The organism is Streptomyces canus, from assembly GCF_030816965.1.
Classification (GTDB): domain Bacteria; phylum Actinomycetota; class Actinomycetes; order Streptomycetales; family Streptomycetaceae; genus Streptomyces; species Streptomyces canus_E.
In genome coordinates this window covers 9,813,884-9,833,118 of record NZ_JAUSYQ010000002.1, presented here as the reverse complement: position 1 = coordinate 9,833,118, position 19,235 = coordinate 9,813,884, and the positions used below count along the sequence as shown (strand labels likewise).

General features: G+C 70.3%; 19 protein-coding genes. All 19 read right to left on the bottom strand.

Annotated features, from left to right (window positions below):
- Positions 1-37: 37 nt before the first annotated feature.
- The gene (gene hypE / locus QF027_RS45935; protein WP_307081487.1) at positions 38-1,117 is read right to left on the bottom strand and encodes a hydrogenase expression/formation protein HypE; all 1,080 of its coding nucleotides are present in this window, start codon (positions 1,115-1,117) and stop codon (positions 38-40) included.
- Complete coding sequence (gene hypD, locus QF027_RS45930) at positions 1,110-2,237, bottom strand: hydrogenase formation protein HypD (RefSeq protein ID WP_306972908.1); 1,128 nt, start codon at positions 2,235-2,237, stop codon at positions 1,110-1,112. The genes hypE and hypD overlap by 8 nt, the downstream gene beginning before the upstream one ends.
- A complete protein-coding gene (locus tag QF027_RS45925) occupies positions 2,234-2,542 on the bottom strand; it encodes a HypC/HybG/HupF family hydrogenase formation chaperone (protein WP_306986425.1) in 309 nt (102 codons plus the stop codon). The genes hypD and QF027_RS45925 overlap by 4 nt, the downstream gene beginning before the upstream one ends.
- A gap of 32 nt (positions 2,543-2,574) precedes the next feature.
- A complete protein-coding gene (hypF, locus tag QF027_RS45920; protein WP_307081486.1) occupies positions 2,575-4,956 on the bottom strand; it encodes a carbamoyltransferase HypF in 2,382 nt (793 codons plus the stop codon).
- The gene (gene hypB, locus QF027_RS45915; protein WP_306972910.1) at positions 4,953-5,714 is read right to left on the bottom strand and encodes a hydrogenase nickel incorporation protein HypB; all 762 of its coding nucleotides are present in this window, start codon (positions 5,712-5,714) and stop codon (positions 4,953-4,955) included. Before hypB ends, hypF begins: the two co-directional genes overlap by 4 nt.
- 3 nt (positions 5,715-5,717) lie before the next feature.
- Complete coding sequence (locus QF027_RS45910) at positions 5,718-6,116, bottom strand: hydrogenase maturation nickel metallochaperone HypA/HybF (protein WP_307081485.1); 399 nt, start codon at positions 6,114-6,116, stop codon at positions 5,718-5,720.
- A 141-nt stretch (positions 6,117-6,257) separates the two neighbouring features.
- Positions 6,258-6,362: a DUF6893 family small protein gene (locus QF027_RS49875; protein WP_373430917.1), complete on the bottom strand. Its 105-nt coding sequence runs from the start codon at positions 6,360-6,362 to the stop codon at positions 6,258-6,260.
- Between the two features lie 11 nt (positions 6,363-6,373).
- Complete coding sequence (locus tag QF027_RS45905; protein WP_307081483.1) at positions 6,374-6,925, bottom strand: hydrogenase maturation protease; 552 nt, start codon at positions 6,923-6,925, stop codon at positions 6,374-6,376.
- Positions 6,922-8,352 carry a hypothetical protein gene (locus QF027_RS45900; protein ID WP_307081481.1) on the bottom strand — a complete coding sequence of 477 codons (1,431 nt, stop codon included), beginning with the start codon at positions 8,350-8,352 and terminating at the stop codon, positions 6,922-6,924. The genes QF027_RS45905 and QF027_RS45900 overlap by 4 nt, the downstream gene beginning before the upstream one ends.
- The gene (locus QF027_RS45895) at positions 8,349-9,032 is read right to left on the bottom strand and encodes a DUF6084 family protein (protein WP_306972914.1); all 684 of its coding nucleotides are present in this window, start codon (positions 9,030-9,032) and stop codon (positions 8,349-8,351) included. The genes QF027_RS45900 and QF027_RS45895 overlap by 4 nt, the downstream gene beginning before the upstream one ends.
- The gene (locus QF027_RS45890) at positions 9,029-9,670 is read right to left on the bottom strand and encodes a DUF5947 family protein (protein WP_307081479.1); all 642 of its coding nucleotides are present in this window, start codon (positions 9,668-9,670) and stop codon (positions 9,029-9,031) included. The genes QF027_RS45895 and QF027_RS45890 overlap by 4 nt, the downstream gene beginning before the upstream one ends.
- Positions 9,667-10,185, bottom strand: a complete 519-nt coding sequence (locus tag QF027_RS45885) for a hypothetical protein (RefSeq protein WP_307081478.1) — start codon at positions 10,183-10,185, stop codon at positions 9,667-9,669. The genes QF027_RS45890 and QF027_RS45885 overlap by 4 nt, the downstream gene beginning before the upstream one ends.
- Complete coding sequence (locus QF027_RS45880) at positions 10,182-11,966, bottom strand: nickel-dependent hydrogenase large subunit (protein ID WP_306972917.1); 1,785 nt, start codon at positions 11,964-11,966, stop codon at positions 10,182-10,184. Before QF027_RS45880 ends, QF027_RS45885 begins: the two co-directional genes overlap by 4 nt.
- Before the next feature lie 86 nt (positions 11,967-12,052).
- Positions 12,053-13,141, bottom strand: coding sequence for a hydrogenase expression protein HypE (locus tag QF027_RS45875; RefSeq protein ID WP_306972918.1), 1,089 nt, complete (start codon positions 13,139-13,141; stop codon positions 12,053-12,055).
- A 64-nt stretch (positions 13,142-13,205) separates the two neighbouring features.
- Positions 13,206-14,987, bottom strand: a complete 1,782-nt coding sequence (locus QF027_RS45870; RefSeq protein WP_307081476.1) for an enoyl-CoA hydratase-related protein — start codon at positions 14,985-14,987, stop codon at positions 13,206-13,208.
- A gap of 163 nt (positions 14,988-15,150) precedes the next feature.
- A complete protein-coding gene (locus QF027_RS45865) occupies positions 15,151-15,408 on the bottom strand; it encodes a hypothetical protein (protein ID WP_306972920.1) in 258 nt (85 codons plus the stop codon).
- The gene (locus QF027_RS45860; protein ID WP_306972921.1) at positions 15,395-15,670 is read right to left on the bottom strand and encodes a DUF6400 family protein; all 276 of its coding nucleotides are present in this window, start codon (positions 15,668-15,670) and stop codon (positions 15,395-15,397) included. Before QF027_RS45860 ends, QF027_RS45865 begins: the two co-directional genes overlap by 14 nt.
- Before the next feature lie 170 nt (positions 15,671-15,840).
- Positions 15,841-17,157 carry a ricin-type beta-trefoil lectin domain protein gene (locus tag QF027_RS45855; protein WP_307081474.1) on the bottom strand — a complete coding sequence of 439 codons (1,317 nt, stop codon included), beginning with the start codon at positions 17,155-17,157 and terminating at the stop codon, positions 15,841-15,843.
- Between the two features lie 71 nt (positions 17,158-17,228).
- Positions 17,229-19,211 carry an alpha-L-fucosidase gene (locus QF027_RS45850; protein WP_307081472.1) on the bottom strand — a complete coding sequence of 661 codons (1,983 nt, stop codon included), beginning with the start codon at positions 19,209-19,211 and terminating at the stop codon, positions 17,229-17,231.
- Positions 19,212-19,235 lie beyond the last annotated feature (24 nt).

Sequence of the window (19,235 nt, the reverse complement as noted above, 5' to 3'; positions counted from 1 at the left end):
GGCCCGGACGGCAGGTCCTCGGCAAACGACGCCCCTGTCAGCAGATCCGCGGCAGCTGCTCCCCGATCGGTAGGTCGACCACCCGCGTCCCTCCCAGGCCGGTCCGCGCCACGACCATGCCCGGATGCGCCTCCACGGCCTCACCGATGATCACGGAGTCCGCGCCCAGAGGATGGGCGCGCATCGCCCCGAGGACGGCGTCGGCGTGCTCACGCGGAACGAAGGCGACCAGCTTGCCCTCGTTGGCGATGTACATGGGGTCCAGTCCGAGAATGGCGCAGGCGTTGGCCACGGCCGGCGGGACCGGCACGTCGCGTTCCTGGATGACCACCCCGGTGCCGGAGGCCTGCGCGATCTCGTTGAGCGAGGCGGCCAGGCCGCCTCGGGTGGGGTCGCGCAGGACGTGCAGATCCGGGGTGACGGCGAGCATGGCGTCGACCAGGCCGCCGAGCGCCGCGCAGTCACTCTTGATCTCCACTCCGAATTCCAGTCCCTCGCGGACGCTCATGACCGCCACCCCGTGGACACCGATGGCGCCGCTGACGATCACGACGTCGCCGGGGACGACCCGCTCAGGGCGCAGATCGACGCCCGCCGGGACGAGACCGATGCCCGCGGTGTTGATGTAGATCCCGTCGCCGTGGCCGGCCTCCACCACCTTGGTGTCGCCGGTGGCCACCTCCACACAGGCGGTGCGCGCGGCCGCCCCCAGCGCCACGGAAACCCTGGTGACCACATCGAGCTCGACGCCCTCCTCCAGGATGAATCCGCAGGAGAGGTAGGCGGCGCGGGCGCCGCTCATGGCGAGGTCGTTGACGGTGCCGTTGACCGCCAGGTCGCCGATGCTTCCGCCGGGGAAGAACAGCGGCCGCACCACGTAGGAGTCGGTGGAGAACGCCAGCCGGGCACCGCCCAGGGAGAGGACGGCGGCGTCACCCATCTGGGCGAGCACCTCGCCCCCGAAAGCGGGAGCGAAGATCTGCTGGACCAGTTCGGCGGAGAGCACTCCACCGCCGCCGTGGCCCATGACGACCCGCGGCCGGTCCCGCAGGGGCGCCGGACACGTCCACGCCTCGACGTCCAGGGCGGGGACGGGGAGATCGGTGGTGTCAGACAACGGGGGTCGCCTCCTGGGCCTTGGTGGCGGGCATGTCCAGCCGCCGGTAGAGGTAGTACGCGGCGCAGGCTCCCTCGCTGGAGACCATGGTGGCCCCCAGCGGCGTACGCGGCGTGCACAGAGTGCCGAAGGCCTCGCACTCGTGCGGCTTGAGCAGCCCCTGCAGGACCTCTCCGCTGCGGCACTCGGCCGGCTCCTGGGTGCGGATGCCGTCGACGGAGAAGCGGTGCTCGGCGTCGTAGGCGCGGTACTTCGGCGCCAGCCGCCAGCCGCTCTGCGGGATCACCCCGATGCCGCGCCAGGCGCGGTCGGTGACCTCGAAAACGTCCTCCAGCATGGCCCGGGCGGCCGGGTTGCCCTCCGCGCGAACGGCACGGGCGTAGGCGTTGTCGACGGTGTGCTCACCGCGTTCCAGCTGCCGGACGGTACGGCGCACGCCTTCGAGGATGTCCAGTGGCTCGAAGCCCGTCACGACGATCGGCACCCGGAAGCGCTCCGCCAGTTCCGGGTACTCCCCCATGCCCATCACGCTGCAGACATGGCCGGCCGCGAGGAAGCCCTGCACCCGGCAGCTCGGCGACGACATGATGGCCTCGATGGCGGGCGGTACGCGGACATGGGACACCAGCATGCTGAAGTTCGGGATGCCAAGTTTCCGGGCCTGATGGACCGTCATGGCGTTGGGGGGTGCGGTCGTCTCGAAGCCGATGCCGAAGAACACCACCTCGCGGTCCGGGTTCTGCTGGGCGATCCGCAGCGCGTCGAGCGGTGAGTAGACGACGCGCACGTCACCGCCCTCTCCGCGGACCTGGAACAGGTCCCGTCCGGTGCCCGGCACACGCAGCATGTCACCGAAGGAGCAGAAGATCACCTCCGGTCGGGAGGCGATCTCCAGGGCCTTGTCGATGACCTCCAGCGGGGTCACGCACACCGGGCAGCCCGGCCCATGGATCAACTCGACCTGCTCCGGCAGGAGTTGGTCGATGCCGTGCCGGATGATGCTGTGTGTCTGCCCTCCGCACACCTCCATCAGCGCCCACGGCCTCGTGACCGTGGCGTGGATGTCGTCGAGGAGCCGTCGAGCCAGCTCCGGGTCCTGGAACTCGTCGATGTACTTCACTGGTTGCGCACCTCTTCCACCGGTTCCGAGCCCGCTGCCTCCGCCGCCGCCACTTCCCAGGGGTCGCCGAACTCCTCCTGCAACAGGCCGAGTTCGGCGAAGAGTTCGAGCGTCTGTCGCGCCGACTCCTCGTCCAGCCGTTGCAGGGCGAACCCCACGTGGACGATGGCGTACTCGCCGACCTGGAGGTCGGGCAGATACTCCAGGCACACCTCCTTGACCACGCCGCCGAAGTCGACGGTGGCCATCCGGGTGCCGTCCCGTTCCTCGATGTCCAGCACTCTGCCGGGTACCGCCAGGCACATGAGCCTCTCCTCGCTGTGGGTCGCGCGCTTGCTCATTCGGTGGGAGTGGGGGTGGCACGGGCGGCCACCATCAGTTGGCCCAGCGCCAGGCCACCGTCGTTGGGCGGCACCAGGTGGTGCCGCAGGACCGTGAAGCCGTCCTCGCGCAGGGAGGCGGCACAGGCCGAGGAGAGCAGTGTGTTGGCGAACACGCCCCCCGTCAGGGCCACCGTGTCCAGCCCGCGCCGCTCTCGCGCCCGCGTGCACATCCGGTGCACCAGGCCGGTCACGCCCCGGTGGAAGCGCGCGGCGACCAGGGCAGGCTCGACACCCACACGCAGGTCACCGACGATCGCCGCGAGGACGGGTGCCGGATCGGCCCGTACGGCGCCGTCCCGGTTCTCCTCCGACGCGTGCAGGGCGAAGGCGTACGCGGTGGTGTCGTCGGCCGGTGCGTGCAGAGCCGCCCCCTCCAGTTCGACAGCGGCCTGTGCCTCGTATCCGGCTCGGTGGCACACCCCGGCGAGAGAGGACACCGCGTCGAAGAGCCGGCCCATGCTGGATGTGGGGACACAGTTCAGGCCGCGCTCCAACTGCCGTTCCAGGACGTGGAGTTCGTCGGGCGGACAGGCGGTCGTACAGGCGAGGTCGTCGGACCAGTCGATCCCGGCCGCCCTCAGGTGGGCCAGCGCCATGCGGTACGGCCGGCGCACCGCGGCGTCACCACCGGGCAGTGGAACATACGCGAGATGTCCGAACCGGGTGAAGCGGTCGTAGTCCGCCAACAGGAACTCCCCGCCCCACACGGCGCCGTCGTCGCCGTGACCGGTGCCGTCGAAGGCGACGCCGATCACCGGCCGGGTGCCGTCCAGTCCGTGCTCGGCCATGGCGGCGGCAATGTGCGCGTGATGGTGCTGGACGCGTACGACGGGCCGGTGCGCCGCGTTCCGGTCGGCCCATCCGGCGGAGCGGTAGCCAGGATGCCGGTCGGAGACCAGGGCCTCGGGCCGCACTCCCGTGATGGACTCCAACTGCGCCTCCGCGCGCTCGAAGGCCCGTTGGGTGCCGACGTCGTCCATGTCGCCGATGTGCGCCGACAGCCAGGCCTGCCGGCCCGCCCCGAGACAGAAGGCGTTCTTCAGGTCTCCGCCGACGGCGAGGGCCGGCCGCACGGGCAGCGGGAGGGAGACCGGCAACGGGGCGTAGCCACGTGAGCGGCGGATCAGCAGTGGCTTGCCGTCGCAGACGCGGACGACGGAGTCGTCGCACGGGACGTGGATCGGCCGGTCGTGCGTGAGCCAGGCGTCGGCCAGGTGCGCGAGTCGCTCCAGTGCCTCGTTGTCGTCGGTGACGATCGGCTCACCGGACAGGTTGCCGCTGGTCATGACGAGCAGCCGGGGGCCGTCCGGGTCGCCGGGCAGACCGAGCAGCAGATGGTGCACGGGCGTGTAGGGCAGCATGACTCCGAGGTCGGGGCTGCCGGGTGCCACGGCCTCGGCGGGCCGGGGATCCCCGTCGGTCTGCGGACGCCGCCTCAGCAGGACGACCGGCCTGGCCCGGCCTTCGAGCAGGCTCCGCTCCTCGGGGCTCAGCCGGACGAGGTGACGGACGTCGTCCGCGGTCCTGGCCATGACGGCGAACGGCTTGTTCCCGCGCGCCTTTCGCCGGCGCAGGAGGGCGACCGCCTCCTGGTTCGAGGCATCGCAGGCCAGGTGGTAGCCGCCCAGGCCCTTCACGGCGAGGATCGCGCCCCGCTTCAGCAGCGCGCGGGCCTCGGAGACCGGGTCCGCCCCCTCGACATCGCTGAGCCGTGCTTTCTGGGCGAGGACCAGCCGCAGACGGGGCCCGCAGGCCGGGCAGGCGACCGGCTGCGCGTGGAACCGGCGGTCGGCCGGATCCGCGTACTCCCGGGCGCAGTCGGGGCACATCGCGAAGCCGGCCATGGTGGTGTTCGCCCGGTCGTACGGCACGCCGGTGACGATCGTGAAGCGCGGGCCGCAGTGAGTGCAGTTGACGAACGGGTGCCGGTAGCGCCGGTCCGCCGGGGCGGCCAACTCGGCGAGGCAGTCGGCGCAGGTGGCGGAGTCGGGGGAGACCAGAGTGCGGGCCGGTCCGCCGGTGCGCGAGGTGAGGATGGTGAACGCGGTGCCGCCGACGGGAGGCATCTCCCGGTGGTGGACGGACTCCACGCGGGCCAGCGGCGGTGCCTGGGCGGCGATCAGGTCGCAGAACCGGGCCACGGCCGAGGCACTGCCTTCGACCTCCGCGACGACACCCTCCGGAGTGTTGGTCACGTGTCCGGCCAGGGCGAGTTCCGTGGCAAGGCCGTAGAGGTAGGGCCTGAAGCCCACTCCCTGTACCACTCCCCGGACGGTGACCCGGCGGCGTCGTGGGGTGTTCTCGGCGACGGCGGTCGGAACCTGCGGACCGCTCACGAGTGGATGTGGGCCATGATGCCGGTGGCCTCCGGCTGCGTGTGCGTGTGACCGTGACCGTGGTGATCGGGCTGCCGGGCCATGACCGGTGAGTGGACAGGTGTGCCGTCCACAGCGGCCAGCGCCCGGTCGAGCAGCGCGCCGACTCCCTGCCCCCGGCGTGCCGACGTCAGGATCACCTCGACTCCGGGGTTGACCTGCTCCACATGCGCGCGGAACGCCGCCTCGTCGAACTCGACGGCCTCCGCGATGTCGGTCTTGGTCACCACCACAAGGTGGGCGAGGCCGAAGGCGGTGGGGTACTTGAGCGGCTTGTCCTCGCCCTCCGTCACGGAGGCGAGGGTGACCCTCAGTGTTTCCCCCAGGTCGTAGGAGGCCGGGCAGACCAGGTTGCCGACGTTCTCCACGAACAGCAGCCGGGTGTCGTCGGGCAGCCACCCGTCCAGGTGCCCGGCGAGCATCCCCGCCTCCAGATGGCACAGTCCGTCGGTGAGCACCTGCTTGACGGGGACCCCCGAACGCGCCAGCCGGGCCGCATCGTTCTCGGTGGCCAGATCGGCGCTCAGCGCCGCGACGGGAACGGACCGCTCCCGTGCCCGCAGCAGTTCGCGCTCCAGCAGCGCGGTCTTGCCACTGCCCGGACTGGACAGCAGATTGACGATCGCGATGCCTCGCGCCGCGAGGTGCGCGCGCAGTTCGTGGGCGCTCGCGTCGTTCTTCGCGAGTACGGCCTGCCGCAGGTCGACGACACGGCACATGGTTCAGCGCTCCTCGGAGATCGGTTCGCGGGTGAGCGGGTGCGTGGGGCCGCCGTCTTCCCAATGCACGTCGAGGATCTGCAGTTCCCGGCCCGTGAGCAGGTCGGTCTGCGTACCGCCGCACGCGGGGCAGGTCAGCCGGGGCGGCATGCCGACGGCCCATTCGTGTGCGCAGGGGGTGCAGCGGGCCCGCCCCGGCACCGTTTCTGTGATCAGTTCGGCGCCTTCCAGCAGGGTTCCGGCGCAGGCCAGTTCGAAGGAGAAGGCGAGCGCATCGGGTACGACGCCGGCCAGTTCGCCCACCTGGAGCCGTACCGATCGCACCGCCGTGACGTCCTCGGCCCGTGCGGCGGCCTCTTCGACCTGGTCGACGACGGCCAGCGCGACGGACATCTCGTGCATGGGTCTCCGTCCTTCCGCAGCCGGCCTCCTGCCGGGCTTCATTAGAGGCGGGCGCTCCCTGGTCGCACGGCCCGGCACGCCGTCACCAGCCGGCAGATACACCGTTCGACGCAACCTCACGGAGCACCCATGACTCCCGTTTCACATCCGTCGGATCCGCAGGTAGCGCCGGAGGTCGGGAAGCACCTCGGCGACGACAGCGACCAGGGCGGCGACGGCCGCTCCGCCGATGACGATCTTCTTCATCCCGTCTCTCCTCATGTCGAGATCCCACCGGCCGTGGCCCGCGGCGCGGACTCTCCCGGCTCCCCTTGCCTCAGCAGCCTTTCAATCAGTCGGACGGCCTCCGGTACGGCGTCGGACACCGGCGGGCTGAGACCGATGCCCTCGTCCACCGAGGCCGGTTCGCATCCCACGACCAGGACGCGGCGTGGTGACTCACCGCCGGTCCCGGCGCACAGGGTGCCCAGCAGTGCCAGGACCGTGTCGGGAGTCATCCGGTGGCCGTCCAGCGCGGGGGCGGGAGGTGAAGGGCTCCCTCCGCCGACGTCGTGCTCGATCACGTACAGCGTGCCGGGGGCTTCGCCGCGTGCCGTGGCGTCCACGAGGACGAGGGTGTCGTAGCCGTCCAGCAGCTGGTAGGCGAGGTGCACCCCGCGCACCCCGATGTCCACGACCTCGATGTGTCCGGGCAGGTCGCGCTCGGCGAGCCGGCGGGCGGTCTCCACGCCGAAGCCGTCGTCCCCGAGGAAGATGTTGCCGATGCCGGCGACGAGGGTCCTGGGGCCTGACTGCGAGGAGGGGTTCATACGTCGTCCTCCAGCGGTGTGACCTCGTCGGGCTGGAAGTACAGGAACCGTCCCTGCTCGCGGCGGACGTCGGCGCCCGGGTCGCCCTCCACGGTGACCGCCAGGTGCACCCCGCCGTCCACGTCGTGCAGCACCGCCTCGACCTTCGCGGTGCGGCCCCGCAGGAAGATGTCCTGTGCGTCGGTGCGCCGCAGGCCCGGGTGCAGCTCGACGCGGCTGCCCTTGCCCACCGAACGGCCGTCCACGACCACCCGGTCCTGCTCCGGGTCGAAGCCCTCCTCGCTCGCGGGGTCCCACCAGGGGGTGTCCGGCCGCATCACCCCGTATTCGTCGGGGAAGCCGCCGTCCGGGGCGGCGGGGCCGGGACCGGTCACCTCACGCAGGCTGCGCACCGCCCCGTGCAGACGCTCCAGAACCTCGGGCGGCATCGAGTCCGCCAGCTCGATCACGGCGGCCGCCCGCTCGTCCGTGCCCCGGGCCTCGCGCTTCTCCTCGTCGGTGAGGGCCGCGGTGCGCAGCGCGAGGATCTCGTCGATCTCGGTGGCGTCGTAGAGCGCGCCGGGACTCTCCGGCGCGATGGCCGGATGGTCCTGCAGGATGATCGGCGAGGACAGCACGAGGTCGGCACGGCCGGGTTCGCCCGCGAGTACGGGCCAGGTGTGCAGGTTGCGGCAGGCGGCGACCGCGCCCTTCGCCCACTCGGGCGGATCGGTCATCGACAGGAATGATCCGGCGCTGAGGGCCATGAGGAGGTGGGTGGCCACCAGGGAGTGCGGCAGCGCCGCCTCCCGGTCCGCGCCGCGGCCCTCGGGCGGTGACCAGTCGCTGGTGTTCTCGACGACGGCGGTCAGCCGCATGGTCCGGTAGGGGCCGTCGAGTTCGCGGACGCAGAGCCGTACCGCCCCGCTGATCTCCTCACAGCGCCGGACCAGTCGGCCGACGGCACGGCCGGCCTCGTCCACGACCGGCTCGGTGTCCTCGCGGGCGGGGAGCCGGAAGGGATACATGACGCCGTCGCCGAGGAGCTCGTCCACCGACGCGACCACCTCGACGCGCTCCTCGCTTCCCTCGTCCCAGGGCACCAACACCCGGTCGTCGAGGCGGAGTTCGGGCACCGTGTCGAAGCCGCCGTCCGGACGGGCCCGCTGTACCGTGCGCCGTCGGGCGTGCAGGAAGCGCACCTCGACCGAGAGGGTCGCCCCGGCCTTCGGTTCCATCAGGCATTCGGTGTGCTGGAAGTCGTGCTCCTCGCGCTCGGCGCCCCAGGCGGGCGGCACGAGCACGCCGAACTGCCAGCGCAGCCGGTTCTTGGCCGCCGAGGCGCGGTACGGGTAGAGCACATAGCCCTCGAAGAGGACGGCGTCGGCCACCTGCCGGGCGAGAGCGAAGCGCTCCTCGGTCTCGGGGGCGAACGCGGTCACGGTCACGGATCGGTCCTTCCGGTGGTGGCGGTGAGGGCGCGCAGCGGGTCGTGCGCGGGCGGGTCGGCACCCTCCAGCAGCGCCGCGACGGTCGCCTCCCAGGAGGGCAGGGCGTGCCGGGAGCGGTAGGCGAGGAGGGCGTCCATGGTGTCGCGGGGCAGCCGGATCCAGCCGCAGCCGGGGAAGTGCTGCTCGACCATCTCCCGCCAGGCGGTGACGGGCATCCGGAAGGCCGTCTCGCGGTCCCAGGGGACGGGCTCCACCTGGAAACCGCCATCTCCGGTGAACGCCGTACCGGAGAAGAGCATCAGCAGGGGCACCTCGCCGTCGGTGAGGGCGGTGAGGTAGCGGGTCGCGGCGATGTCCATGTCGTAGGTGCAGGGCACGACGAGGTCGGTCTCGATCTCGCCGGTGAAGCTCGGGACCATGACCGAGACCTGGGCGAACTGCACCGGCTGGAGCGTGCTGCCCCAGCGTGAGCGCTCGCCGAAGAGGTCCGCGAGGCCGTCGGCCTCGGCGGGCTCGTAACCGCGGCGGGCGGGTTCGATGCGGATCTGGCAGCGCAACGCGAGGGCGTGCACGCGCGCGTTGTCGCCGGCGGTGACGCGCAGCCGGAAGACGAGGGTCGGTCCGGCGGCGTACCTGTCGGCGCGGACGCCGGTGCAGGCGAAGGAGAACTCGGTCACGGGTGACCCACCTCGCCCAGTGGCCGGACCCGTCGCGCGACGTCCGCGAAGAACGCGTCCAGCGCGGCGCGGGCCTCGGCTCCGCCGTCGAAGCCCTGCCACAACAGGCGCATACGGCCGACCAGTTCGTAGCAGATGTCGATGGGTACGAGGTGGCACTCGAAGCGGCCGGCGGTGCGGCGCAGCAGCAGCGCCTCCACGTCGGGTTCGAGCAGTTCGGCGAGGCGGCTGCCACCGAGGACGTCCGTCCACGTGGCCGGTTCGAGTTCGCTCTCGGTGGCTCCGGCCGGGCTCGGGTAGAGGGCGACGAGCCGGTCGAGCGCCGCGTTGCGGAACAGGAAGGCGACGCCGACCGGGATCTGCAACGCCTCCCACGCGCTCTCGTCGAGGCGGTGTCCGGGGTCGGTGAGGTAGCGGGCCGGGACCGTACGGAAGCGGCCCGCGGCGGCGCCCGGCTGCTCCATCAGCAGCGCGCACGGGGCGCAGGCGCAGACGAGGGCGCGTTTCTCGGTGTCGACGAGATGACGGTGGCCCGCCTCCACCGCCACGGCGCACAGCTCACACCGTTCGGGCTGCGGGAGCCTCTCGGTGAGGAACCTCCGCAGGCCGGGCGTACGCGTCGCCGGGGACGCCGTCATCGGGCCCCCGCCGGTGCCGTGCCGATCTGGAGGAGCGTCGGCCCCGCGGGGGCGGTCTGTACGTCGACCGCCCTGACCTCCGGTGCGAAGGAGGCGAGCGCTGCCTCCGCGGCCTCCCGGACACCCGTGCCGGAGCCGCAACCGCAGCCGCCGGCCTCCCGGGCCCGCACCGTCAGGGTGCCGCTCTCGTCGTCGAAGCCCACCACCTCCAGGGTGTGTTCCCGGACCCCGTCGAGGGCGCGGGCGATGCGGGTGTCGCGGTCCTCGGGGTGCAGGTCGTGCAGGACCAGCAGGCTCGCGACCAGGTCGTCGCCCAGGAGGCGTGCCGCTGCTTCGCCGGGCGCGCCGGACAGCAGGTGGAGGATGCGGGCGAGGCCGGCACCGTAGAAGTCCATGAGAGAGCGGACGAGTTCCTCCGCCGCCGCGGCGGCGGCCGGGTCGCCGCTCTCGGCCAGCCTGTCGAGGATTTCCTCGACCCGGCGCCCGGTCTGCTCCGCGGAGCTGACCGCGCTCATCCGCCCAGTCCGCTCAGGCCGGTGGGCACGTGCATCGACTTCACCGTCTTGCCGCCCCCGACGTACATGTGGACGCCACAGGGCAGACAGGGGTCGAAGCTGCGGACAGTGCGCATGATGTCGATGCCCTTGAAGTTCTCCGGGGTGTTCTCCTCGAAGATGGGCGTGTTCTGCACGGCGTCCTCGTACGGGCCGGGCGTGCCGTAGGTGTCCCGGACGCTGGCGTTCCAGGGGGTCGGCGGGTACGGGTGGTAGTTGGCGATCTTGCCGTCCCGGATCACCATGTGGTGGGAGAGGACACCGCGGACCGCCTCGGTGAAGCCGACCCCGATGCTCTCGTCCGGAACCTCGAACTTCTCCCAGGTCTGGGTGCGTCCGGCGCGGACCTCCGCCAGTCCCTTCTCCGCGAAGTGCAGGGCGACGGCGGCGGCGTACGCCTGGAAGTACGTGCGGGCACGGTTGCGCTCCAGCGCGTTGGACCACTTCGGGATCTTCCACTCGAAGGTGGTCTCCGGCTTGGTCATAGTGCGGGGCAGGTTGATGACCACGCTCTGGCCGGTGGCCTTGACGTAACCGATGTCGACGAGACCGGACAGGGCGGTCGACCACAGGCGGGCGATGGGGCCCCCACCGGTGTCCAGGGCGAGGTGGTCCTTGCCGTCGAACCAGCGCGGGGACATGACCCAGCTGTACTTGTCGTCGAAGTTCCGCTTCTGCGGGGTGGGGATGGTGTGCTGGTTCCACGGGTGGCGCGGGTCCACCGGGTTGCCGAGCGGGTCATGGGTGACGAACTGCTCCTGGCCCTCCCAGTCCTCGTAGTACGAGCTGCCCAGCAGGATGCGGATGCCGAGGTTGATCTCGGTGAGGTCGTTGGTGACGAGCTTGCCGTCGACGATGATGCCGGGGGTGACGAACATGCGCCGGCCCCAGTCCGTCATGTTGGCGTAGGTGAAGTCGCAGTACTCGGGGTCGTTGAGCGCGCCCCAGCAGCCGAGCAGGACACGTCGGCGGCCCACTTCCTCGTACCCGGGCAGCGCCTCGTAGAAGAAGTCGAACAGGTCGTCGTGGAGGGGCACGACGCGCTTCATGAACTCCACGTAGCGCATCAGACGGCTGAGGTAGTCCGTGAAGAGCTGCACGGAGGCGATGGTTCCGACGCCGCCCGGGTAGAGCGTGGAGGGGTGCACATGGCGGCCCTCCATCAGGCAGAACATCTCGCGCGTGTACCGGCTGACCTGGAGGGCCTCGCGGTAGAACTCGCCCTCCAGGGGGTTGAGCGAGCGCATGATGTCGGCGATCGTGCGGTAGCCGTGCTCGGCTGCGTGCGGGGCCTCGGTGCGCTCGGCGAGTTCGAGGACGCCGGGGTTGGTCTCCTTGACCATCTTCTCGCAGTAGTCGACCCCGACCAGGTTCTCCTGGAAGATGTTGTGGTCGAACATGTACTCCGCGGACTCGCCGAGGTTGATGATCCACTCGCCCAGATGCGGGGGCTTCACGCCGTACGCCATGTTCTGCGCGTACACCGAGCAGGTGGCGTGGTTGTCGCCGCAGATGCCGCAGATGCGGCTGGTGATGAAGTGGGCGTCGCGGGGGTCCTTGCCGCGCATGAAGACGCTGTAGCCGCGGAAGACCGACGAGGTGCTGTAGCACTCGGCGACTCGCTTCTGCTTGAAGTCGATCTTCGTGTGGATGCCCAGGCTGCCCACGATCCTGGTGATCGGGTCCCAGGCCATCTCCACCAGGCCGCTGCCGTCGCCGGCCGCCTTCGTCGTCGGTGCCATCTGTGTGCCGTGCCCTTCGTTGCGCGGGAGGTTCGTGTGGGGGGTGCATGCACGAGAACGGGGAGCGGATCATCTGCCGCGAATGCTCACCACGGGGGTCGGTATCCGGTGGTGATCCTGTCTCCGGTACGGCGCCACTTGGGCTCCTTGTCCACCGTCCTGGCCGTGATCGACCGCAGCTTGCGGACCACGGCGCCGTACGCTCCGCTGGCGTTGCTCGACACCTTGGCGCCGGGGGGCTCGTCCATGAACGGCATGAACTTGTCGGGGAAGCCGGGCATGGTGCAGGCGATGCAGATGCCGCCGACGTTGGGGCAGCCGCCGATCCCGTTCATCCAGCCGCGCTTGGGCACGTTGCACTTGACGACCGGGCCCCAGCAGCCGAGCTTGACCAGGCACGTCGGCGAGTCGTACGACAGGGCGAACTGGCCCTGTTCGTAGTAGCCCGCGCGGTCGCAGCCCTCGTGCACGGTGGCCCCGAACAGCCAGGTCGGGCGCAGCTTGTCGTCCAGCGGGATCATCGGGGCCGCGCCGGTCGCCTGGTAGAGCAGGTAGGTGAGCGTCTCGGAGAAGTTGTCGGGCTGGATCGGACAGCCGGGGACGCACACGATGGGGATGCCCGCGTGGGACTTCCAGTCCCAGCCGAGGTAGTCCGGCACGCCCATCGCGCCGGTCGGGTTGCCCGCCATGGCGTGGATGCCGCCGTAGGTGGCGCAGGTGCCGATGGCGACGACCGCCAGAGCCTTCGGGGCGAGCCGGTCGATCCACTCGCTGGTGGTGATCGGCTGGCCGGTCTCCGGGTTGTCGCCGAAGCCGCACCAATAGCCCTCGGGCTTGATCGCCTCGTTGGGGATGGAGCCCTCGACGACCAGGACGAACGGGTCGATCTCGCCCCGCTCCCCCTTGAAGAACCACTCGATGAACGTGTCCGAGCCGCCGACCGGACCGCACTCGAAGTCGATGAGCGGCCAGTGGACGGCGATCTTCGGAAGGCCCGGCAGCACACCGAGCACGATCTCCTCGATGCTGGGCTGCATGGCCGCGGTCAACGCGACCGAGTCACCGTCGCAACTCAGGCCGGCGTTGATCCAGAGAATGTGGATCGTGGGTGTCTCGTCGGCGGGCGCGCCGCTTGCGTCCGCAGCGCCGACCGTGTCCGGCGTCGCCTCAGTCATGGGACCGCCTCCTGGGGAGGTAAGGGATGAAGGCCCAGATTTCGGCCATCGCTTCTTCTTCGTATCAGCCGTTCGGCCGTGATGAGACGCCATGGACGGCTGTTCCGGTGACATCCGCCGCGGAGGGAGTCGGACCGGTTTGCGCAACCTGGGCGGGACCGAGGTGCGGCGGGGTGCACGACGGCCGCTCCTTGTGGACGAAGGAACGACGCAGCGAGTGGTAAGGGGCGTCCGGGTCGTCGAAGGTCCGGCGCATCCGGGCCAGCTCCTGCTCACGGAAGCCGGCCAGCGGGGTCACGCTCTCCAGCCGGTCCAGCTCCGTCTTCTTCGCGGTGATCCGTGACGCCGTCGCCGGCAGTGACGCCAGTCGGGCAGCCAGGCCGCCGACCTCCCGCGCGAACTCGTCAGGACCGCAGTCGACCACCCGGTCGACGAGGCCGAGGCGCAGGGCGCCGGCCGAGCTCACCGGGAGAGCCTCACGCATGAGCCGTTCCGCCATCGCGGGACCCACCCTGCGCGGCAGGGTGTGCGTCCAGTACTCCGAGCCGTACAGGCCCATCAGGCGGTAGTGAGGGTTCAGTACGGCGCCCGAGCGGCACCACACCTCGTCGGCCGCCAGGGCGAGCATCACCCCGCCCGCCGCGGCGTTGCCCGCGACCGCCGCGACCACCAGCCGGTCCGTCGTCGTCAGGACCGCCTCGACCAGATCGTCGATGGCGTTGATGTTCGCCCAGGACTCGGCAGCGGGGTCGTCCGCGGCCTCGATGACGCCCAGGTGGATCCCGTTGGAGAAGAAGTCCCGTTCGCCGCCCAGCACCAGTACGGACGTGGGCCGCTCGCACGCCTCCCGGTAGGCGTCCAGCAGGCGTCGGCACTGCTCCGTGCTCATGGCGCCGCCGGGGAAGGAGAACGAGAGGAACCCGACGTTCCCGTCCTCCCGGTAGCGGATGTCCGTCCAGGTAGGGTGCCGCACCTCGGGCAGCCGGGGCAGGGCCTGTTCGGGCAGGGGCGGCAGCCGGTCGCCCAGTGCCCGCACGGCAGGCAGTTTGTATGTGGGCGGCTGACCGGGCACGCGCCGTGGCCGCAGCTCGGGGATCCACACGGCGCCGTCCTTGGTGGCCCGGCACACCGCGCCGGCCCTGGTGGCCAGCAGCTCGCCCGGGCGGCCGCGCAACACGCTCTCGGGATGACCGCCGTGCAGGTACCACTCACGGCCGAGCAGGACGTCCAGCACACCGGGCTGCGAGTCCGCCGCTCTCAGCTTGCGCAGGACGTCGTGTGTGGAGTCCTCGGCCCAGTCGATTCGCCGGACGCTCTGGTCGAGGTAGGGGCGGGGGCGCAGACGGGCGTCGGCAGTGGGTGCCTCGTCCTGCTTGCGTGGCACGTGAGTTCCCTCGGCGAAGCGCTCCACCGCGAGCATGACGGCCTCGAGGGCGGCGTCGGCGATCTCGCCCCGGTACAGCTCGCTCTTGGGAACCGGAGGGACCCGGCACGGTACACAGGCCCACACGTCACCGGCGTCCATCTCCCCGTCGGCCTGCAGGACGGTGACGCCCCACTGGTCGACGCCCTCGTGAATCGCCCAGTCCAGGGAGGAGGGTCCGCGGTCGCCCACGGGCCCGGGATGGACGACGAGGCAGGTGTGCGCTGCCCATACCTCTTCGGGAATCGCCGTTTTCAGCATCGGCGCCACGACGAGGTGCGGTGCGTGCCGCCGCACGGCTTCGGGCAACGGGCTGCCGGGCAGAGCTAGTTCCACCGCCACGGTGTGGCCACGGTCGCGCAGCTCGGCGTGGACACGCTGGGTGAGGCTGTTGAACGCACTTGCTAGGAGCAGGATGTGCACGGCTGCCTCCGGAACGGACGAACGGCAGGCAGGGATGGCCGCCGAACGCGATCCTCGGGCAAGGCGACCTGCCGTCCCCGACGACAGGCGGTGAGATCATCCGAAAGCGGGCGCCGATCCGCCGTCCGGCCTCACTGGCCACGGCCGACGGCGCCACCGGTGATCACGTTCGTCGCAGGCCGCTGGTTATGCGCTCCCACCGGGAGCGGGTTGCACCGAAGTGGGTCTCGTGTGCCCAGATGTGGGTGCACGACCGGCATTGCAGGTGGAGCAGGCTGCCGACGTGGGACAACAGGTAGCGCCAGTGCTCGGAACAGGTGCGCCCCTGCTCGCAGGTGGCGCACCCGCGACGGTCGTCGCAGTTCGGGCAGGCCACCCAGGCGCGACGCCCGATGTCCGCCTGCGGGTCAAGCGGCAGCATCGTTGCCGCCTCTCCGCGGCAGCACACCGGCCGAGACCAGCTCGTCGTACACGCGCTGTTGCTCCGCGCTTAGGCCGGAATACAGCAGCTCGTACGCCGCTTCCTCGCCGCGCAGCGCGGCGACGGGGTCCCAGTCGGGGCCGAGAGCGTCCAGGACATGAGCGCGCCGGAGCAGTTCATGTGAGCTCAGGTCGACGTCCAGGTCGACCGTCGCGGCGGGTTCGTGTGGTTCGCCTGGAAGGGGGCGGCCATGGGAGGACATGGGACCGAACGTAGGCAAGCGCTTCTCGTCGCGGCAAGAGCAGGTGGGAGAAGTCACAGCAGGGCTTCTTCTCAGAGACAGGCCCTCGGCGGTGGTGGTCATGACGCCAGGGCCTCCCCGCATCGCGGCCGAGAGGCCCTGGCTTCATGCACGTACCTTGGGACGGTTTCTCAGGTCTCCAGGCGCCAGTGCTGGTTCGCACCGCCCGAGCAACTCCACAGCTGGATTTTCGTCCCGTTGCCGGTCCCCTGGCCGCTGGCATCCAGGCAGAGCCCCGACTGCGCCGCTGTGATCGTGCCGTCGGGATTGATGTTCCACTGCTGGTCTGCCTGCCCGTTGCAGTCCCAGATCGCCGCAGGGGTTCCGTTGCCCGCTGCCTGGCCGACGCCCAGGCACTTGTTGCCGTAGACAACCAGCTGCTTTCCGGTGGTGGGGGTCCACCGCTGGTTGGAGCCGCCGTTGCAGTCCCACAGTTGGGCCTGTGTGCCGTTGGCCGTGGTGGAGTTGTTGATGTCGACGCAGCGCCCGGACTGCTGGCCGACGATCTCCTGGTTGCCGGAGGGTTGTTGCGGTGGCTGGTTCGAGCCGAACTGGGTGAAGAACTGCCACACCGCTGCCGACGTCCAGGTGCGCCAGCCGTCACCGGTGGAACCGTCGATGGGACCGGGGTCGTGACCCGCTCCGTCGAACGCGGCCCAGGTGACGGGGTATCCGGACCTGCATCCGGAGTAGGTCGTGATGATGTGCGTCAGGCTTCCGTAGGCCGGCTCGGGCGGGTTCTGCGGGGTGCAGCCGTTCGTCCGGACGAAGGTGTCGCGCAGGTCTCGTCCCGACTGGATGGGCAGCACGTTGTCCCTGAGGCCGTGCAATCCCATGTAGGCGATGGGCTGGTTGCCGCCGTTGCACCCACTGAGGTTCGCGCCGGAGTAGACCGCGACCGCCCGGAAGACCGTTGCCCGGGAGCAGGCGAGGGCGTACGACATCGCGCCGCCGTAGCTGAAGCCGGCGGAGAACAGTTGGGCGGTGTCGACACACAGGCCTGATTCGATCTGGTTGACCATGGCGTCGACGAAGGCCACGTCCTGGCCGCCGGGGTTGGCCCAGCCGTTGCCGTTGCCCTGGGGGGCGACGAAGATCGTGCTGTTGTTCGCGTTGTCCGCCAGGCGCCTGAGGCCGTAGTAAGACCAGTTGTATCCGTCCGTTCCGCCCGAGTCGACGTCACCCGCCGTGCCGCCCCGCCAGTGGAAACCGAAGATCAGCCGGTAGGGGCGGTTGCTGTCGTAGCCGGCGGGGACCCGCAGAATGTAACTGCGGTTCTGGCCGCCGCTCTGAATCGTGTGGTTGCCGCTGGTCAGCGTCGGGGCCTTGCCGCATCCGGCGCTCGCCGCGGCGGCGGACTTCGTGGCCGGCGCGGGTGCGCCGAGGGCGCTGCTGAACGAGGTGCCCGCGGTGGTCAGGATGAGAAGCAGTGCGGCCGCGATGGACATTAAGAGCGGTTTACGTTCCATGCTCTCCTTCTTCCGTCGTCGAGTTCTTCTGTTCTGCGGGGAGCGCCGGTTCACACGGCGGTGATGGTCCACGCGTTGTTGGTGCTGGAGTTCGGGGTCCACAGCACCGTGGTGGAGCCGGCCGTGGTGCTGCCGCTGCCGTCGAGGGCGGTGCCGGTGCCCCGGTTGACGATCTGGTAGCGGTTGTCGCCGAGGTTGTTGAGTGACCACTGCTGGTTGTTGCCGCCGTTCCATGCCTGCTGGCGGGCGGGAGCGCCGTTGGCGGCGTTGCCGTAACTGTCGGCGGCCATGCCGTTGGTGCGGTTCATGATGCGGTAGTAGCCGTTGCCGAGGTCGATCAACTGCCACTGCAGGTTGGCGCTTCCGTCGTAGTTCCACTGCTTGAGGTTCGCGCCGGAGGTGACGTTGCCCCCGCTGTCGAGCACCAGTCCGCTGGTCACGTTGGCGATCCTGACCCAGGTCGTGGAGCCGCCCGGCGCGCCCAGGACGGGGATCTCGCCGGAGAAGGTGAGCTTGACCGTGTACGCCAGGGCGCTGAACGGCGGGTTGGACGAGGGCATCGTGAGGTGCAGGCCGGACGCGTCCTGGGTCGGGGCGGGCAGGTTGATGTAGGTGCCGGCCGTGTTGTTCAGCAGTTGCGCGCCTGTCAGGCTGCTGAGGTTGATCTGGTTCGAGTTCAGCGTCGTGATGTGCATGGTGCCGCCCTGCCAGCCCAGCGCGGTGGCGTAGAGGACCTTGTTGTCCAGGCTGCGGGTGAACCGGATGTCCTGCGGTTTGCCGGCCACCGGTCCGCTGAACGAGCCTCCGCCCATCTTGGTGGGGCCCTCGCCGTAACTGGACCAGGAGCGGGTGGAGTAGACCGCCTCCCCGAAGCGGCCGAGCCAGTCGCCCATCGCGAGCAGGATGGACTGCTGGCCGGAGGGGATGGTGCCGTCGGCCATCGGGGCGATGTTGAGCAGCATGCTGCCGCCCTTGCTGACCCGGTCGATCAGCGAGTGGAGCATTGCCTGCGTCGAGTAGTAGCCGATGCCCACCGTGTAGCACCAGCTGGAGGAGGAGATGCTGTCGTCGGTCAGCCAGTAGGGGGTGAGCAGCCCGGCCGGGCCGCCGCGCTCGAAGTCGAAGACCTCGCCCTTGTTGTTGAGGCCGTCCTTGTAGGTCGCGACCACGTCCTTGTTCCACGCGACGGCCTGGTTGTAGTAGTGCGCGAGGAACTGGAGCCGGTAGGACTCCTGCACCAGGTGCAGGTTGAAGTCCTGCCAGACCAGGTCCGGTTGGTAGCCGTCGATGACCTCGATCAGCTTGTCGTACCAGAGCTTGTTCTCCGCGGCCATGCCCTGCTGGCCGTAGAGGATGCGCAGCCTCGGGTCCGACTGGGACGGCACGTTGTCGTAGAAGCCGGTGAAGTGGTAGGCGTGGTGCAGCGAGGCCATGAACTTCAGCCCCTGCCCGCGGATGGCCTGCGCCTGCAGCCCCACCAGGTCGAGCCTGGGACCGTGCTGGACCGAGTTCCACGGGTTGGCGCGGCTGTTCCACATGGAAAAGCCGTCGTGGTGCTCGGCGACCGGACCGGCGAACCTGGCGCCCGCGGCCTTGAACAGCCGCGCCCAGGCGTCCGGATCCCAACTGCCGCCCTGGGAGACGAGCTTGGGGGCGAACTGCACGTAGTTGCCGGCCTTGTCGCGGGCACCGTCGATGAAGTTGTGGTACGGCCATACCGAGGGGTCGCCGTAGGTGGCCTTGTGGTGGTTGTTCTCGGCCGAGCCGCCGATGTACATGTTGCGCGGATACCACTCGTTCCCGAACGCGGGAACGCTGAAGACGCCCCAGTGGTAGTAGATGCCGAACTTGGCGTCCTGGAACCAGGCCGGGGCCGGGGGGTGCTGGTCCACGGAGGACCAGCTCGGGGTGTAGCTCGTGGGACCGTCGGTCGCGGCGGCCTCCGGGGCGAACCGCAGCAGACCGAGGGCCGTCGCCGCGCCGGCCGCCGCCAGCAGTCGGCGCCGGCTGAGCGGCAGGGGGGAGGAAGTCATGTGGGGCCTTTCAGAGGGATCGGG

Excerpts from the sequence above, each read along its gene's own strand:
- QF027_RS45880 (WP_306972917.1), bottom strand. The coding sequence starts at position 11,966 with ATGGCACCGACGACGAAGGCGGCCGGCGACGGCAGCGGCCTGGTGGAG.
- QF027_RS45925 (WP_306986425.1), bottom strand. The coding sequence starts at position 2,542 with ATGTGCCTGGCGGTACCCGGCAGAGTGCTGGACATCGAGGAACGGGAC.
- QF027_RS45850 (WP_307081472.1), bottom strand. The coding sequence starts at position 19,211 with ATGACTTCCTCCCCCCTGCCGCTCAGCCGGCGCCGACTGCTGGCGGCG.
- QF027_RS45890 (WP_307081479.1), bottom strand. The coding sequence starts at position 9,670 with ATGACGGCGTCCCCGGCGACGCGTACGCCCGGCCTGCGGAGGTTCCTC.
- QF027_RS49875 (WP_373430917.1), bottom strand. The coding sequence starts at position 6,362 with ATGAAGAAGATCGTCATCGGCGGAGCGGCCGTCGCCGCCCTGGTCGCT.
- QF027_RS45865 (WP_306972920.1), bottom strand. The coding sequence starts at position 15,408 with ATGCTGCCGCTTGACCCGCAGGCGGACATCGGGCGTCGCGCCTGGGTG.
- QF027_RS45875 (WP_306972918.1), bottom strand. The coding sequence starts at position 13,141 with ATGACTGAGGCGACGCCGGACACGGTCGGCGCTGCGGACGCAAGCGGC.
- QF027_RS45860 (WP_306972921.1), bottom strand. The coding sequence starts at position 15,670 with ATGTCCTCCCATGGCCGCCCCCTTCCAGGCGAACCACACGAACCCGCC.
- QF027_RS45910 (WP_307081485.1), bottom strand. The coding sequence starts at position 6,116 with ATGCACGAGATGTCCGTCGCGCTGGCCGTCGTCGACCAGGTCGAAGAG.
- QF027_RS45905 (WP_307081483.1), bottom strand. The coding sequence starts at position 6,925 with ATGAACCCCTCCTCGCAGTCAGGCCCCAGGACCCTCGTCGCCGGCATC.
- QF027_RS45885 (WP_307081478.1), bottom strand. The coding sequence starts at position 10,185 with ATGAGCGCGGTCAGCTCCGCGGAGCAGACCGGGCGCCGGGTCGAGGAA.
- hypB (WP_306972910.1), bottom strand. The coding sequence starts at position 5,714 with ATGTGCCGTGTCGTCGACCTGCGGCAGGCCGTACTCGCGAAGAACGAC.
- QF027_RS45855 (WP_307081474.1), bottom strand. The coding sequence starts at position 17,157 with ATGTCCATCGCGGCCGCACTGCTTCTCATCCTGACCACCGCGGGCACC.